The sequence below is a fragment of the Albibacterium bauzanense genome, assembly GCF_004339765.1.
In the GTDB taxonomy this organism is placed as follows: Bacteria; Bacteroidota; Bacteroidia; order Sphingobacteriales; family Sphingobacteriaceae; genus Albibacterium; species Albibacterium bauzanense.
The window spans coordinates 555,718-568,742 of record NZ_SMGO01000002.1; the positions used below are offsets into that span (position 1 = coordinate 555,718).

Consider the following 13,025-nt stretch of genomic DNA (forward strand, 5'->3'; position numbering starts at 1 on the left):
AATTATTCTGATGAAAAATTTACTCTTTCTTTCTCTTCTTAGCTTCTTTTCAATTGCTGCTTGTACGAGTCAAAAGAAATCAACAAGTATCTCGTTTTTAACTCCTCAACCGGGGCTCGTAAGTTTAGGAGATACTATAAAACTGCAGTTAGATGTCCCTGAAGATCAAACAACCGACTCAGTATTGTATTTTGTAAATAATGAACCTATTAATAAAACTATTGGCAACGAACCTGTGTATTTTAATAGTAGCGACCTGAGCTTTGGAGATCAGCTATTAACTGCAAAACATTATGAAAAGGGAGAGGTAGCAGAAAGTAGCGTAGCTGTAACGGTAGTTGCCAATAAGGCTCCTGTACAATATAGTTTTTCAGTGGTTAATACTTTCCCTCATGATGCAGGAGCTTATACACAAGGCCTGGAGTACCATGATGGCGTACTTTATGAAAGTACGGGGTTGAATGGTGAATCAAGCTTGCGGAAGGTAGATTTAAAGACAGGAAAAGTTCTTCAGCAGATCGACCTTCCTAAAGAGTTATTTGGTGAAGGTTTAACCATAGTAGATGATCATATTATACAACTTACCTGGGAAGCAGGTTTTGGGATAGTTTATAATAAAAACACCTTTGAAAAGATCAAGGAATTTAGCTATCAAGCTAGTAAAGAAGGATGGGGATTGTGTTATGATGGCGAAAAGTTAATCAAATCTGACGGTACCAACCGGATCTATTTCCTTGACAAAAATACGTATGCAGAAACAGGTAAATACATTGATGTGTATAATGATAAAGGGCCGGTAGATGCTATTAATGAATTAGAATACATTGATGGAAAGATATTTGCCAATGTGTATCAAACAGATAAAATAATAATTATTGATCCATTAACAGGGCAGGTAGAGAGTGAGCTGAATATGATCGGGCTTCTTCCTCAGAAAGATTATACGCCAGATACAAATGTACTCAACGGTATAGCCTACGATCATCAGAACAAGCGTATTTTTGTTACTGGTAAAAAATGGAATACTTTGTTTGAGATTAAGATGCTGGAACGTTAATCCAGGTTCAGTTCTTTATTCTCTGCTCAATTCCGGAATAACCAGTTTTGGCAAAGTGGGAGCTTTTGGCCGGCCTTCTCCATCAAATTTCGTAAAAGCCTTTTTAATATAACTGGTAGCATCGTATTCGTTCCAGTTTCTCACTAAATCGCTGGAAGGACGATAGATAAGCATAAAATTAGTTAAATCTTCATCCTTTAAATCGGTTAAAGAAGCAATTAATGCTTTGTTAAACTTGCGATCTACCAAGAGTTCTTCCTGCTCATAATTGATGTATTCCCGGAAACGTTTTGCACGCTTACCTGTTTTACCAAAAGTTTCATGAAGTGCAGAAATAGGATTAAATATATACGCTAAAACAGGTGGCTTACCATTATAATAGCTTCCTTGTTTGCGATAATCATTCATCGCATCCTGCATTTCCTGCTCTTTTGTTATTCCATATACGTTAACAGCCTTAAGCTCTGTAATACCCTTTAGGCGTACAACAATATCCTCATTAGAGGCAATAACAATATTTTGTTCATTATATCCGGTTCTGGCAATTTTTAAAGTATCGCCTATATTACCTACAACGTTAAATATCCCTAAGCCATTACTTACTAAAGTCTGTTGTGTTCGTAGATTTGTAATTTCCGCATTCCCAATTCGAACTTCCGTTGCATAATCTAATACTACACCTCTTATTCCATCTTGACCGAAAAGAGTATTCGGCAATAAGAAACATAAGACTATTATATATTTAATTAAGCAATTCATTTTTTATAATATCGGGTAAACTTAGGCAAATCACCACAAAGAATATGCTAAAAAATGTTAAATGGGCATATGATGTCTTAAGGGAAAATATAAAACAATAGAAATTAATTTATCTTTGCGAATGATTAAATCAATGACCGGATTCGGTACCGCAAATTTCAACAATGAGCAAGGGCATTATGCAGTTGAAATTAAATCGCTAAATTCCAAGTTTTTAGAGCTTAGCCTTAAAGTTCCAAAGGCATTTGCAGACAAGGAATTGTTTTTAAGAAATGAATGTACCAGACTGTTAGAGCGTGGTAAAATCAATATCAGTATTAGTGCTGAACAGGATGATGCTACCGCAAGTGCAGCGACTATAAACAGAGATCTTTTAACGCATTACTATACTGAATTAAAAGAGATTGCCGATAACTTAGGTGCATCGGATGCTGACTTGTTAAAAACAGCACTTAATTTTCCGGATGTAGTAAGCTATAAGGAAGAAAAAGCCGACGATAAGGAATGGGAAAAGGTTTATGAAGTTTTTTTATTAGCTGTTCAGGAGTTTCAACAATTTAGGATGGATGAAGGTGCAGTTCTGAAAACAGACTTAGCCATGCGTTCTAATAAATTATTAGGATTACTTAGTCAGGTAGAAGCAAAAGAAACAAGCCGTATTCCTTTGATTCGCGAAAAGATTAATCATTACCTGGAAGAAGCAGTAGGCAAAGAGAATGTTGATAAAAATCGCTTTGAACAAGAGCTGATCTATTACATTGATAAACTGGATATCACAGAAGAGAAGGTTAGACTAAGGAGCCATTGCAATTATTTCATTAAAGCTTTAGAAAGCGAAGATGCAAATGGAAAGAAACTAGGGTTTATATCACAAGAAATGGGACGTGAAATTAATACCTTAGGGTCAAAAGCAAACAATGCCGAGATTCAGCAAACAGTTGTGCAAATGAAGGAGGAGTTGGAGAAGATCAAAGAACAACTATTGAATGTTTTGTAATATGGAAGGTAAACTTATTATATTTTCGGCTCCTTCAGGAGCAGGGAAAACTACCATTGTTAAACATTTGCTTAGTAAATTCCCAGATAAATTAGCTTTCTCGATTTCAGCCAGTACCCGCCAGCCACGGACTAATGAAGTAGATGGAAAAGACTATTACTTTATCTCCAAAGAAGCATTTCTACATAAAATTGCGCATAAAGAATTTGTCGAATTCGAAGAGGTATATTCAGGAACCTTTTATGGAACCCTGCGCTCTGAAATAGATAGAATTTGGGCAAGTGGAAAAATCGTTATATTTGATATTGATGTAATTGGTGGGTTGCATTTAAAAAAGAAATTTGGCAAACAGGCTTTAGCCATCTTTGTTCAACCGCCATCATTAGACATATTAATACATCGTTTACGTTCTCGGGGAACTGATAGCGAAGATAAATTAAAAGAACGTATTGCGAAAGCAGATAAAGAGTTGAAATTTTCTAGCGAATTCGATATCATTCTCGAAAATGATAACCTGGAGGATGCATGCATTCAGGCAGAAAAGCTTGTAGAGAGTTTTTATACGAACAATTTGGTGGTCAATGAGTAAAATAGGTTTGTTCTTCGGATCGTTTAACCCCATTCATATCGGACATCTGATAATTGCCAATTATATGGCTAATCATACAGACCTATCCGAAGTATGGTTGGTGGTATCCCCACACAATCCTTTAAAGAAGAAAGATAACCTGGCTAATATGTACGACCGTTTGGAGATGGTTAATTTAGCACTTGCTGATGCTGAAAATATAAAGAGTAGTGATTTCGAGTTCCGACTTAAACAGCCTTCCTATACCATTGATACATTAACCCATCTTAAAGAGCGCTATCCTCAAAAGGAATTTGTTCTGATCATGGGTTCAGATAATTTGGTTAGTTTGAAGAAATGGAAGAATTATGAGATCATCCTTCGTGATTATCAGATCTACGTTTATCCGCGTCCGGATTATTATGATGAGGAAATGGCAAAGCATTCATCCATCACCATTACTACAACACCTTTAATGGAATTCTCTTCCACCTTTATCCGAAAATCAGTTGCAGCTAATAAGAACATCAAGTACTTTCTGCCTGATGCTGTGATAGATTTTATTGATAAGAAAGGTTTATATCGTTAGAATTTCCATTTCATTACCTCAATCATATAGGTATCAATCAGGTTGGCATTAACAACATCGTGTATATAGGCAATATACATATCTGGACGTACTAAGATCATTTTATTTTGCTCCTGATTTATCTCAAAAGCGTCAAAGACGGCTTGATTCTTAGATGAATAAGGCAGGTAAAACAGATGCATATAGCTGGTATATTTTTGCTTCATCCATTGAGCTAAAATAAAAAGAGAGTTGTTGCTCAGGTTTCCCAATACCAATAAAACAAAGCCCGGGCGCTTACACCATTGAAACAGATCGGTTTCCTCCTGCTTCTTTTCATCATAAATATTAATAAAAGGAAGTCTGTCTCCTGCCTTAATCTTCCTTCCTCGAGAATGATGAACCGATAGATTGCTCTTCTGATAATTAGAATCAACATCATACCAATCACTCTTCTCGAGAATCTTTTTTATAGAATATTTACGTGTGTTATAAGGTAAAATTAACGAGCCTTTAAATAGCTTAAATAGCCAGCTGATTTTCTTAAAACGAGCATCGTTTATGCCCTTCCGTTCTTCCTGATAGGAATTTAACAACGATTCTTCTTGTTTGCCCAGGCAAATGTTTGCAAGCTTCCACCCGATATTGTAGGCATCTTGCATGCCGCTATTAATCTCATTTCCCATAAATCCGGATTGCCGAAAAACAGCATTTCCAATTAGTAGACAGCGTTGTTTATAACATTCATTGGCTAAATACGATTGTAAAACAGTTGTTTTATGCCACTCCTCGGATTCAACAGGGATAGAAAAGCCTAAAGCTTTATCCAAATGTTGCTTAATATCGTTAAAGTCTATTTCTAATGAGGTTCCTTTTGGTAAAGACCCCACAAAATCATAGCTCCCAGAATCGTTAATGGGTGTGGCAAATGCAAAACCATTTCCTTTTAAAAATAAGTGTTGGTTTCGGTTATGTAATTCGTCTGTTCGAAGAACCAATTGATAAATAGAGCGATTAGTTGACCAGTGATTATAAGAAATATTGAGGTTCTCCTTTATATTAAATTGTTCTTTCTCGGCAACTACTAACCATTTAAAGATCCTGGTGCCAACATGGCCATCTTTGTTTAATTCAATACGAACGGTGCTGGAGTTTTGGTTAAAACTTATTAATTCCGAATTCCAATAGATCGGACAAGCTTTAACCGTCAGGTAGTTTATCAGTACTTCCTCAATTTTTCGCTGCTCAATATTTAATAGAGAAGAGAATCCTGACTCTGAAACCCATTGAGCATAGCTAATGTAATTAATAACCTCACTTTCTATCTGTATCGCAAGTCCATCACATTCTAAACCTGCATGCAATAGTTCGTTAACCAGATCCAATTGATTGAATATTTCAAATGTTCTTGGTTGAAGGAGGATAGAAGGTGATATTTTTGAAGACGAAGATTTGTGATCAATAACAACAGGATGTATACCAAACCTTAATAATTGGGCTGCCAGGAGTAGGCCTGCAGGGTTAGCACCAATAATTAAAACTGTATCTGTTTGATCACCAGTATTCATTTAGAATAGTAAAAAGATAGCGGGTATTTTATGAAGGTCGATCTTTCTTTTCTTCCAATCTTTTATTGATTCGCTGATAATAACTTCATCCACACCTGTTAAATTACAGGCAATGCATAGCATCCTTTGATCACTGCAGGTATTCAGGATGGTTTCTAACATTCGATTGTTTCTGAACGGTGTTTCTATAAAGATCTGGGTTTGTTGTTTTTTCGAAGCGTCCTGTTCTAATTGTGCTAATCTTTTTGCACGAGGCTCCTTATCTATGGGTAAATAACCGTGAAAGGCAAAACTTTGTCCGTTAAAGCCAGATGCCATTAAGCCCAACATAATAGAGCTGGGGCCTACTAATGGAGAAACCTTTATGCCTAATTTATGAGCATGCGCAATAATGTCTGCACCCGGATCTGCAATACCCGGGCAACCCGCCTCACTCATTAAGCCAACATCTTTGCCTGCTAATAAACCTTTAAAGAAAACGTTGATAGAAGCCCGTTCTCTTTTATGCTTTCCATAATCATGAATTGTAAGATTGCTTTGCGGAGTTTTGAGACCAGCTTCTTTTAAGAATTTGCGTGCAGTCTTTTCATTTTCAACAATATATTCATCAATGTGATTAATTGTATCACTCAAATAAGGAGTAAAGGAAGCAGCACCTGCTAAAGGAGCTAATGGAACAGGGATTAGAAAGAGACAGCCTTTTTTCATCAGAATAAATTGTTTTTAGTTGTGATGAAGCTATCATGAGTGTTTATTTTATCTCGATTTGTGCAGTTTGCAAACTCATGATGGTTTCATTTACAAATATGATGTTTTATCAGATAAGCGGGCTATTAAACGATGATAAATTGAAAAAGAAAAAGGGAGATCGCTATAATCTCCCTTTTTCTAAAAAAATCAACATAAAAAATCAACAATTAAAAATTTTTTGTTTTTCTTAAAGCTTAACCTTGTAATACTTGACTGAAACAGATAGATGGCTTTCTAAAATAGGCTTTAAGTACGTTCCCTTAACTAGTGTTAAATTTAACAAAAAATTCGAAGCGGATCCAATTAAGTTTTCAACAGAAAATGGGTTATCAACATAAGATTGTTAATAACCCATCATCACTTATAATCTAAAAAGCTATTTATCGATAGATCCCAGAACGCGTTTCATAAAGCTATTTAATGCTTCCTTTTTGTCCATTCCTTCGTTTTTAATAAGTTTGTCAACTTCCAATGCACCATACATATTTGAAAGTAATTCACCTATCACATCTAATTCTTCATCTTTTAAACCTGGCGCATCAATGATAGACTCTAATGTTTCAATAGTTTCGATTACAAAGTCTTCGTCATTATCCTCAATAAATTGAGTCAAATGCTTAATTACTGGTAATTTCATTTATCAATTGTGCTAAGGGCTCTAACTTATTTGTTTGTACTTGATTCAATAATTTACCACCCTTAAAAGTGGCAAAAGTTGGCAAGTTATTTACATTCGCTAATTTTCTTGATTCAGGAAAATTCTCCGCATCAGCAATAACAAATTTATAACTCTCATTCTCTGAAGCCGCTTTCTTAAACTTTGGCTTCATAATTTTGCAGTTTCCGCACCATGAAGCAGAATATTGTACAACGACAATGTCGTTATCATTTACTATTTCTGCTAAATTGTCTTTATCTAATTCTAATATCATCTTCTTTTATTTTAGTGAGCTGCTAAATAACTTGCAACTCCATCGCGATTCGCATTCATTGCATCTTTTCCTTCTTCCCAGTTAGCCGGACAAACTTCTCCGAATTTCTGAACATGAGCATAAGCATCAATTAAGCGAATATATTCTTTTACATTTCTACCCAAAGGCATATCATTCACACTTTCATGAAAGACTTTGCCGGTTTCATCTATTAAGTATGTGGCTCTATAAGAAACATTAGATCCTTCAATGATCATTGTATCCAATTCCTCATCATATTCAGCTTTTTGAACGTCTAATATTCCTAATACATTGGATAGATTACGAGTAGTATCTGCAATAATAGGATAGGTAACTCCTTCGATACCACCATTGTCTTTAGCTGTATTTAACCATGCAAAGTGAACTTCATTTGTATCACAAGATGCTCCGATTACAATCGTATTACGTTTTTCAAATTCAGGAAGAGCTTCTTGAAAGGCATGTAGTTCTGTTGGACAAACAAAAGTAAAATCTTTTGGGTACCAGAATAATAAAACTTTTTTACCTTTTGAACTGGCTTCCTGAAAAATATTAATTTTTAAATCGTCGCCCATATAATCCATCGCATCCACTGTAATGTTTGGGAATTTCTTTCCTACTAAACTCATAATTTTATTTTCTTTTATTGTTGTTTTTTGATGGTGCAAATATACATAATACATCCCTTTTAAGGTATCTTTTATATTGATATCATATAGTCTAAATCTATAGTGACAATAGTATGATATTGCTAAAAACAATACTTGTCTGTACTTAAACAATTCTACAATTATTTCCAAATAAGCGTGAAAATATTATTCGAAATCGTATTTTTGCGGACTATGGCCTCGTAGTTCAACGGATAGAATAGAAGTTTCCTAAACTTTAGATATGAGTTCGATTCTCGTCGAGGCCACAAAAATAAAAACCTACTTAGCCAAAATTAAGTAGGTTTTTTGTTTTATCATAAATCAGACAAATCTTCAATAGAATATTGACACGAATTTTAATTTATTGAATCAATAATATCACGCCATGAAATATTTGTAATTTCATGGGTGATATTTTGTTCATATAATACACTTAATAATAAACACTCAATATATAATAATGGATAACGACAGATTATCAACGGTTGAACTGCGTGAAACTTTTTTTATGGCGCTTTACAAAAAGGCTTTTTTCCCTGTTAGCCGTTATGTAGCGCGGATGGGAGGCAGCTTTGAAGAAGCTCAAGATATTTTTCAGGATGCGCTAGTTATATACTATGAAAAAGTAATGTCTGCGCAGGACGAAATCATTTTAAATGAGAAAACGTATGTGTTAGGTATTGCTAAAAGATTATGGCTTCAGCGTTATAAAACCAGTGGTAAGAATCAGCCTTTAAATGATTATGATATTGAAGCTGTACCTGATGAACAACTGGCTACCGCCAAAATACTGTATTATCTTGAATCTGCTGGTAAGAAATGCATGGAATTGCTAAAAGCTTATTATTATGATCATTTATCAGTCGGAAATATTGCAACGTTGTTTGGTTACTCAAGTACGCATTCAGCTACGGTAGCAAAATATAAATGCCTGGAAAAAGTTAGAGAAACTGTTAAAGAAAAATCATTGAATTATGCGGACTTCATTGAATAATATCAAAACTATTGACGACTATGTTTCAGGTCGAATGGCCCCTGATGATGCGCTTTTGTTTGAGGCCAACATGTTATTGAACGATGATCTGAGAAACGAAATAAATGATCAGCAAAAAACGTATGCAATTATCAGGAAATATAGCCGGAAAAAGGTAAAGGGTGAGATCATTGCTGTGCAAAAAATATTTACTACTGCACCACAATATCAGGGCTTTATGCAGCGCATTGCCAACCTATTTAAAAAGCAATGAAACAAGGACAAGCTATCCTTAATCTAGACCATACAGTAGGGAATACAGACTAAATCTGTTTATATAATTAGAGTTAAAAAATAAATGTAATATCATGAATGAAGAGAGAATACTTAAAAATCAAGAGCTAATTAAAGATGCTTATGCTGCTTTTAACGCCAGAAATATTGATGCAATATTGCAGGTTATGCACCCGGAGGTAAAATGGTCAAAAGCATGGGAAGGAGATTATGCAAATGGACATGATGAAGTTAAAGCTTACTGGCAAAGACAATGGAAAGAGATTGATCCGAACGTTATTCCGGTTGGTTTTCGTGAAAGAGAAAACGGAACTTTAGAAGTTGAAGTTCAACAACTGGTGAAAGATTTCGATGGCAATATTTTATTTGATGGAAAAGTAATGCATGTATATGTAATTAGTGATGGTTTACTGCAACAGATGGATATTGAAATGAGCTGATATAATGTCTTAGAACGCTAATGCAGCCCCATTTTCTAATCCCTCATTGTATTTCTCTTTATCAAATCTATAAAGAAAAGGAGATCGATGCGCACCGATTCGCTTGGTTTCATTTAATTTTACAATAATTCCGGTTGCCATTAAACGTTTGGCGAAGTTTCTATCGTCTAAAGGCTTTCCTAAAATGGTTTCATATAGGCTATGGATTTCTGGTAATGTGAATTTTTCAGATAGAAGTTCATAGCCAATCGGATAGTGAGCAATATGCAATCTTAAGGCCTTTAGAGCTTCAGAAATAATATGCTCATGATCGAACATGAGTGCCGGCAAGTCATCTATAGGCCACCATTGGCATTCTGCCTCATAGACCCCTTTCTCTATTTTAACCATCGAAAATTCTGTCAGCGTATAAAATCCAACTGATACGAAATAATCGAAGATCCACAAATCATCAGGCACCTCAATTCCTGATAGTTTGGTGAAGTTTTTTGCATTCTTGGAACCGTCTATTGATCGGGTAGGATTTCCAAAAGCACGAAATTGCTGAAAGAACAGATTTTTTAACCCAGTCCTTGAATAAGCAATTCTATTAGCAGCTTCTTCAATTGATTCTGTTTTTTTGATATAACCACCAGTAACCGTCCATTTATCTAAAGCAATAGGTTGCTGCAGCAATACCTTAAGCTCTTTATTATGGTAACCAAAGATGACATTATCTACAAGAACATTTCGGAGGTATTGATCCGGATTTATAAGTATATCGTCAATGTCTGATTGCTTCATATTAAATTAGGATGCTGATTGAACAGACTCAATGTGTGCTTATTGAGCTCTCAAAACTACAAAAAATATCATTACGTAAAAAATACGGATTAAAAGTTTGGAAGTATGGATTTAGTATTATACTTTTATTCCGTTAAATATACGGAATAGTAGCTAAAGCAGTCATGTTTAACTACTTGACCCGGAAGGATCAATTTAAATTATAAAAACTATTATTATGAAAAAGCTAAGCTTACTATTCGCGATTGTTATGGGGTTATTTATGACTTTGGATACCAATGCGCAAACTACTGAAGGTACTTTTGAAGGTAAATGGAATGTAACTATTTTCGATACGCCTAATGGCGATGCTCAAATGACCTTCGTATTTGAAAACAAAGACGGAAAATTAAACGGCGTGGTTTTAGATACGAATGGTGGGGAAATGTCTAAGGTTACAGGAATTACTATGAGCCAAAATGATAAAAGACTTTATGGCGATTTTACTGCCGAAGGTTATGATATTAATATCATGCTAAATCTTGTAGATAATGATCATGTTAAGGGAAATGTAATGGATATGTTTGATGCCAGTGGTGTTCGTATAAAAGAGAATCAATAATCAACTTTACCTCAATATATTAAAAACCATCTATTAAAAAAGGGAAGATGCATTGCATCTTCCCTTTTTTAATAAGTAATTATATCTTTAAAAGCTTTCCTAAATTTCTATCCTTATAAGGAGAGTGAAAGTGTTTCTGGCTTTTCTTTTCCGTTATGGCAGGTCTGACAAGAAATATTGAGCATTGATCCATCCATCCCTGGGTCATGGAAATACTTCTTGTTTATTTGAGCTGTCATCTTCATCATCTTCCTTGCCATTAGTTTCTCTGGTTTTTCATCACTGGCAAAATCAAGTTTTTTCGGATCAGCAGCTTGTGAAGCATGGCAAAAGCCACATTTAACACCTAAAGCAGCTTTAAATCCATCCATTACATCATCAAGTTCGTCCTTTGTAATATTCTTCGGAAGGACTTTTAGATTTTTAGCTTTAAATGCTGGTTCTGGTTGTTGAGGTTCAGGCTGTTGAGGCATAAATGCGCTTAACATAAAGCCAACAGCTACAACGAATAGTAGGATAATTGAGGTTCTATATTTCATGGTCAGTCATAATTAAGTAATCTTAACACTAATGTATATATAATTTAGCATTAAAATGACAATTTGATTTGTAATTTTTATGTGCTATAATTCCAGGATTTAGATTATAGTTAGAGCGCTTAATCGTATAATTCTGCTGTCCTTGAATAATATCAAACAAGGACCAAACAGGGTTTAAACAGGGACCAAACAGGGGCAAAACAGTCATTTTTTCCCTGTTTGATCCTTGTTTGGTCCTTATTACATTCCTTTTATATAATACTCATGTCTTTTTAAATAGGTTGATGGGTTGTTTTCTATTTATTCATATCGTAATGCTTCTATCGGATCTAATCCGGAAGCTTTTAATGCCGGATAATAGCCGAAAAAGATTCCGGTTACAGCGCAGACAAAAAAGGAAACAATGATCGAGGTGTCAGAAATTGAAGCAGGCCAGTTTAATAATGACGAGATGATTAATGATGCTGAAACTCCGAGAGCTACACCTATAACTCCTCCTGTAATGCTGATCATGATTGCTTCGATTAAAAATTGAAGAAGGATATCAATTCCTCTGGCTCCAATAGACATTCTTAATCCGATTTCACGGGTTCTTTCGGTTACCGAAACATACATGATATTCATAATCCCGATACCTCCTATGACAAGAGAGATGCCGGCAACAGCAGTTAATAGAGTTGTTAACATGCTGCTTATTGAATTTAAGGTCGACATTAGCTCTTCTTGCGTTCTTACCTGAAAATCATCTTCCTGGTCGGCTCTTAAACGGTGGGTTCCGCGAAGTGCATTTGTAACATCTTCTACCGCAGCAATGGAAGCACTTTCGCTGATTGCAGAAGCGTAAATACTGTTAAAGTAAATGGAAGACAACAATCTTTTCTGTACGGTGGTGTATGGGGCCAGTATAATATCATCCTGATCTTGTCCGAAATTACTTTGTCCTTTAGGAACAAGAGTACCGATTACCTGCATTGGGATTTTATTAAAGCGAATGATCTTTCCGATAGGATCTTCTCCATTTGGGAATAAATTATCTACTACGGTCTGACCTAATAAACACACCTTGGCTGAAGACTTTACATCTTCTTCTGAAAAAGGAATACCGTCCTTTATTTCAAGTTTTCGGATATCCAGATATTCCGGGCTTACACCTTGTATACTGGTAGGCCAATTGGAAGCACCGTTAATAGCCTGACCGCTTGACGATGCTAATGGTGATATTTTATCAATATTAGGTGCATCTTTTTCCAAGGCTTCAACGTCTACGATCGTTAAATTCTTAAGATTGCTTCCCATCATTGTGGCACCTCCTGGTTCGTTGCTATAAGGAGTAATGGTGATCATATTAGAGCCCATACTGGATAAAGATTCATTGATGCTAAGTTTGGAACCTTCTCCAATAGACATCATTGTTATTACAGCTGCTACGCCGATAATGATACCTAACATAGTTAGTAATGCGCGCAGTTTATTGCGTTGTAATGCTCTGATAGCGAGTCTGATGAGGTTTGTTATTTTCATGATA

General features: G+C 35.3%; 17 protein-coding genes and 1 tRNA gene. 9 read left to right on the forward strand and 9 right to left on the reverse strand.

Features of this window, described 5'->3' with window-relative positions:
* Positions 1 to 10: 10 nt before the first annotated feature.
* On the forward strand, positions 11 to 1,057 hold the full coding sequence (locus tag C8N28_RS08340; RefSeq protein ID WP_132223702.1) for a glutaminyl-peptide cyclotransferase: 1,047 nt from the start codon (positions 11 to 13) through the stop codon (positions 1,055 to 1,057).
* 15 nt (positions 1,058 to 1,072) lie between these two features.
* Here C8N28_RS08340 and C8N28_RS08345 read toward each other — a convergent pair whose 3' ends face one another.
* On the reverse strand, positions 1,073 to 1,816 hold the full coding sequence (locus C8N28_RS08345) for a hypothetical protein (RefSeq protein ID WP_132223705.1): 744 nt from the start codon (positions 1,814 to 1,816) through the stop codon (positions 1,073 to 1,075).
* Positions 1,817 to 1,937: 121 nt separating this feature from the next.
* On the opposite strand from C8N28_RS08345, the gene C8N28_RS08350 reads away from it, so the two are divergent.
* From C8N28_RS08350 to nadD, 3 genes are read left to right on the forward strand one after another with little or no spacing between them, the layout of a single operon-like run.
* Entirely contained in the window at positions 1,938 to 2,813 is an 876-nt protein-coding gene (locus tag C8N28_RS08350; RefSeq protein ID WP_132223708.1) for a YicC/YloC family endoribonuclease, read from the forward strand.
* 1 nt (position 2,814) lies between these two features.
* Positions 2,815 to 3,402, forward strand: a complete 588-nt coding sequence (gmk, locus tag C8N28_RS08355; protein ID WP_132223711.1) for a guanylate kinase — start codon at positions 2,815 to 2,817, stop codon at positions 3,400 to 3,402.
* A complete protein-coding gene (gene nadD, locus C8N28_RS08360; protein ID WP_132223714.1) occupies positions 3,395 to 3,970 on the forward strand; it encodes a nicotinate (nicotinamide) nucleotide adenylyltransferase in 576 nt (191 codons plus the stop codon). The genes gmk and nadD overlap by 8 nt, the downstream gene beginning before the upstream one ends.
* On the opposite strand, the gene C8N28_RS08365 is transcribed toward nadD, so the two are convergent.
* The 5 genes from C8N28_RS08365 to C8N28_RS08385 all read right to left on the reverse strand — a co-directional run bounded on the left by C8N28_RS08365 (position 3,967) and on the right by C8N28_RS08385 (position 7,849).
* On the reverse strand, positions 3,967 to 5,517 hold the full coding sequence (locus C8N28_RS08365) for an FAD-dependent monooxygenase (RefSeq protein WP_132223717.1): 1,551 nt from the start codon (positions 5,515 to 5,517) through the stop codon (positions 3,967 to 3,969). The two genes, nadD and C8N28_RS08365, sit on opposite strands and share 4 nt — an antisense overlap.
* A complete protein-coding gene (locus C8N28_RS08370; protein WP_132223720.1) occupies positions 5,518 to 6,225 on the reverse strand; it encodes an SAM-dependent methyltransferase in 708 nt (235 codons plus the stop codon).
* 418 nt (positions 6,226 to 6,643) lie between these two features.
* Positions 6,644 to 6,904 carry a DUF6952 family protein gene (locus C8N28_RS08375; RefSeq protein WP_132223723.1) on the reverse strand — a complete coding sequence of 87 codons (261 nt, stop codon included), beginning with the start codon at positions 6,902 to 6,904 and terminating at the stop codon, positions 6,644 to 6,646.
* Positions 6,885 to 7,199, reverse strand: a complete 315-nt coding sequence (locus C8N28_RS08380; RefSeq protein ID WP_132223726.1) for a thioredoxin family protein — start codon at positions 7,197 to 7,199, stop codon at positions 6,885 to 6,887. Before C8N28_RS08380 ends, C8N28_RS08375 begins: the two co-directional genes overlap by 20 nt.
* 11 nt (positions 7,200 to 7,210) lie before the next feature.
* Positions 7,211 to 7,849 (reverse strand): peroxiredoxin, encoded by a 639-nt coding sequence (locus tag C8N28_RS08385; RefSeq protein WP_132223729.1) that lies wholly within the window; start codon positions 7,847 to 7,849, stop codon positions 7,211 to 7,213.
* 215 nt (positions 7,850 to 8,064) lie between these two features.
* On the opposite strand from C8N28_RS08385, the gene C8N28_RS08390 reads away from it, so the two are divergent.
* The 4 genes from C8N28_RS08390 (at position 8,065) to C8N28_RS08405 (ending at position 9,577) form a co-directional block, all read left to right on the forward strand.
* Positions 8,065 to 8,136 (forward strand) — tRNA-Arg (locus C8N28_RS08390).
* A gap of 194 nt (positions 8,137 to 8,330) precedes the next feature.
* On the forward strand, positions 8,331 to 8,864 hold the full coding sequence (locus tag C8N28_RS08395) for an RNA polymerase sigma factor (RefSeq protein ID WP_132223732.1): 534 nt from the start codon (positions 8,331 to 8,333) through the stop codon (positions 8,862 to 8,864).
* On the forward strand, positions 8,845 to 9,117 hold the full coding sequence (locus C8N28_RS08400; RefSeq protein ID WP_132223734.1) for a hypothetical protein: 273 nt from the start codon (positions 8,845 to 8,847) through the stop codon (positions 9,115 to 9,117). The genes C8N28_RS08395 and C8N28_RS08400 overlap by 20 nt, the downstream gene beginning before the upstream one ends.
* Before the next feature lie 94 nt (positions 9,118 to 9,211).
* Positions 9,212 to 9,577, forward strand: coding sequence for a nuclear transport factor 2 family protein (locus C8N28_RS08405; RefSeq protein WP_132223737.1), 366 nt, complete (start codon positions 9,212 to 9,214; stop codon positions 9,575 to 9,577).
* A gap of 9 nt (positions 9,578 to 9,586) precedes the next feature.
* On the opposite strand, the gene C8N28_RS08410 is transcribed toward C8N28_RS08405, so the two are convergent.
* Positions 9,587 to 10,360, reverse strand: coding sequence for an NUDIX hydrolase (locus tag C8N28_RS08410; RefSeq protein WP_132223740.1), 774 nt, complete (start codon positions 10,358 to 10,360; stop codon positions 9,587 to 9,589).
* A gap of 217 nt (positions 10,361 to 10,577) precedes the next feature.
* Between C8N28_RS08410 and C8N28_RS08415 the strand changes: the two genes are divergently transcribed.
* Entirely contained in the window at positions 10,578 to 10,961 is a 384-nt protein-coding gene (locus C8N28_RS08415; protein ID WP_132223743.1) for a hypothetical protein, read from the forward strand.
* Positions 10,962 to 11,074: 113 nt separating this feature from the next.
* Here C8N28_RS08415 and C8N28_RS08420 read toward each other — a convergent pair whose 3' ends face one another.
* Together C8N28_RS08420 and C8N28_RS08425 are read right to left on the reverse strand one after the other, a co-directional pair.
* A complete protein-coding gene (locus C8N28_RS08420; protein ID WP_132223746.1) occupies positions 11,075 to 11,500 on the reverse strand; it encodes a c-type cytochrome in 426 nt (141 codons plus the stop codon).
* Positions 11,501 to 11,800: 300 nt separating this feature from the next.
* Entirely contained in the window at positions 11,801 to 13,021 is a 1,221-nt protein-coding gene (locus tag C8N28_RS08425; protein WP_132223749.1) for an ABC transporter permease, read from the reverse strand.
* Between the last annotated feature and the right edge of the window lie 4 nt (positions 13,022 to 13,025).

Bases quoted from the DNA above. Each gene is read 5' to 3' on its own strand.
- C8N28_RS08340 (WP_132223702.1), top strand. From the start codon at position 11: ATGAAAAATTTACTCTTTCTTTCTCTTCTTAGCTTCTTTTCAATTGCT.
- C8N28_RS08345 (WP_132223705.1), bottom strand. From the start codon at position 1,816: ATGAATTGCTTAATTAAATATATAATAGTCTTATGTTTCTTATTGCCG.
- C8N28_RS08350 (WP_132223708.1), top strand. From the start codon at position 1,938: ATGATTAAATCAATGACCGGATTCGGTACCGCAAATTTCAACAATGAG.
- gmk (WP_132223711.1), top strand. From the start codon at position 2,815: ATGGAAGGTAAACTTATTATATTTTCGGCTCCTTCAGGAGCAGGGAAA.
- nadD (WP_132223714.1), top strand. From the start codon at position 3,395: ATGAGTAAAATAGGTTTGTTCTTCGGATCGTTTAACCCCATTCATATC.
- C8N28_RS08365 (WP_132223717.1), bottom strand. From the start codon at position 5,517: ATGAATACTGGTGATCAAACAGATACAGTTTTAATTATTGGTGCTAAC.
- C8N28_RS08370 (WP_132223720.1), bottom strand. From the start codon at position 6,225: ATGAAAAAAGGCTGTCTCTTTCTAATCCCTGTTCCATTAGCTCCTTTA.
- C8N28_RS08375 (WP_132223723.1), bottom strand. From the start codon at position 6,904: ATGAAATTACCAGTAATTAAGCATTTGACTCAATTTATTGAGGATAAT.
- C8N28_RS08380 (WP_132223726.1), bottom strand. From the start codon at position 7,199: ATGATATTAGAATTAGATAAAGACAATTTAGCAGAAATAGTAAATGAT.
- C8N28_RS08385 (WP_132223729.1), bottom strand. From the start codon at position 7,849: ATGAGTTTAGTAGGAAAGAAATTCCCAAACATTACAGTGGATGCGATG.
- C8N28_RS08395 (WP_132223732.1), top strand. From the start codon at position 8,331: ATGGATAACGACAGATTATCAACGGTTGAACTGCGTGAAACTTTTTTT.
- C8N28_RS08400 (WP_132223734.1), top strand. From the start codon at position 8,845: ATGCGGACTTCATTGAATAATATCAAAACTATTGACGACTATGTTTCA.
- C8N28_RS08405 (WP_132223737.1), top strand. From the start codon at position 9,212: ATGAATGAAGAGAGAATACTTAAAAATCAAGAGCTAATTAAAGATGCT.
- C8N28_RS08410 (WP_132223740.1), bottom strand. From the start codon at position 10,360: ATGAAGCAATCAGACATTGACGATATACTTATAAATCCGGATCAATAC.
- C8N28_RS08415 (WP_132223743.1), top strand. From the start codon at position 10,578: ATGAAAAAGCTAAGCTTACTATTCGCGATTGTTATGGGGTTATTTATG.
- C8N28_RS08420 (WP_132223746.1), bottom strand. From the start codon at position 11,500: ATGAAATATAGAACCTCAATTATCCTACTATTCGTTGTAGCTGTTGGC.
- C8N28_RS08425 (WP_132223749.1), bottom strand. From the start codon at position 13,021: ATGAAAATAACAAACCTCATCAGACTCGCTATCAGAGCATTACAACGC.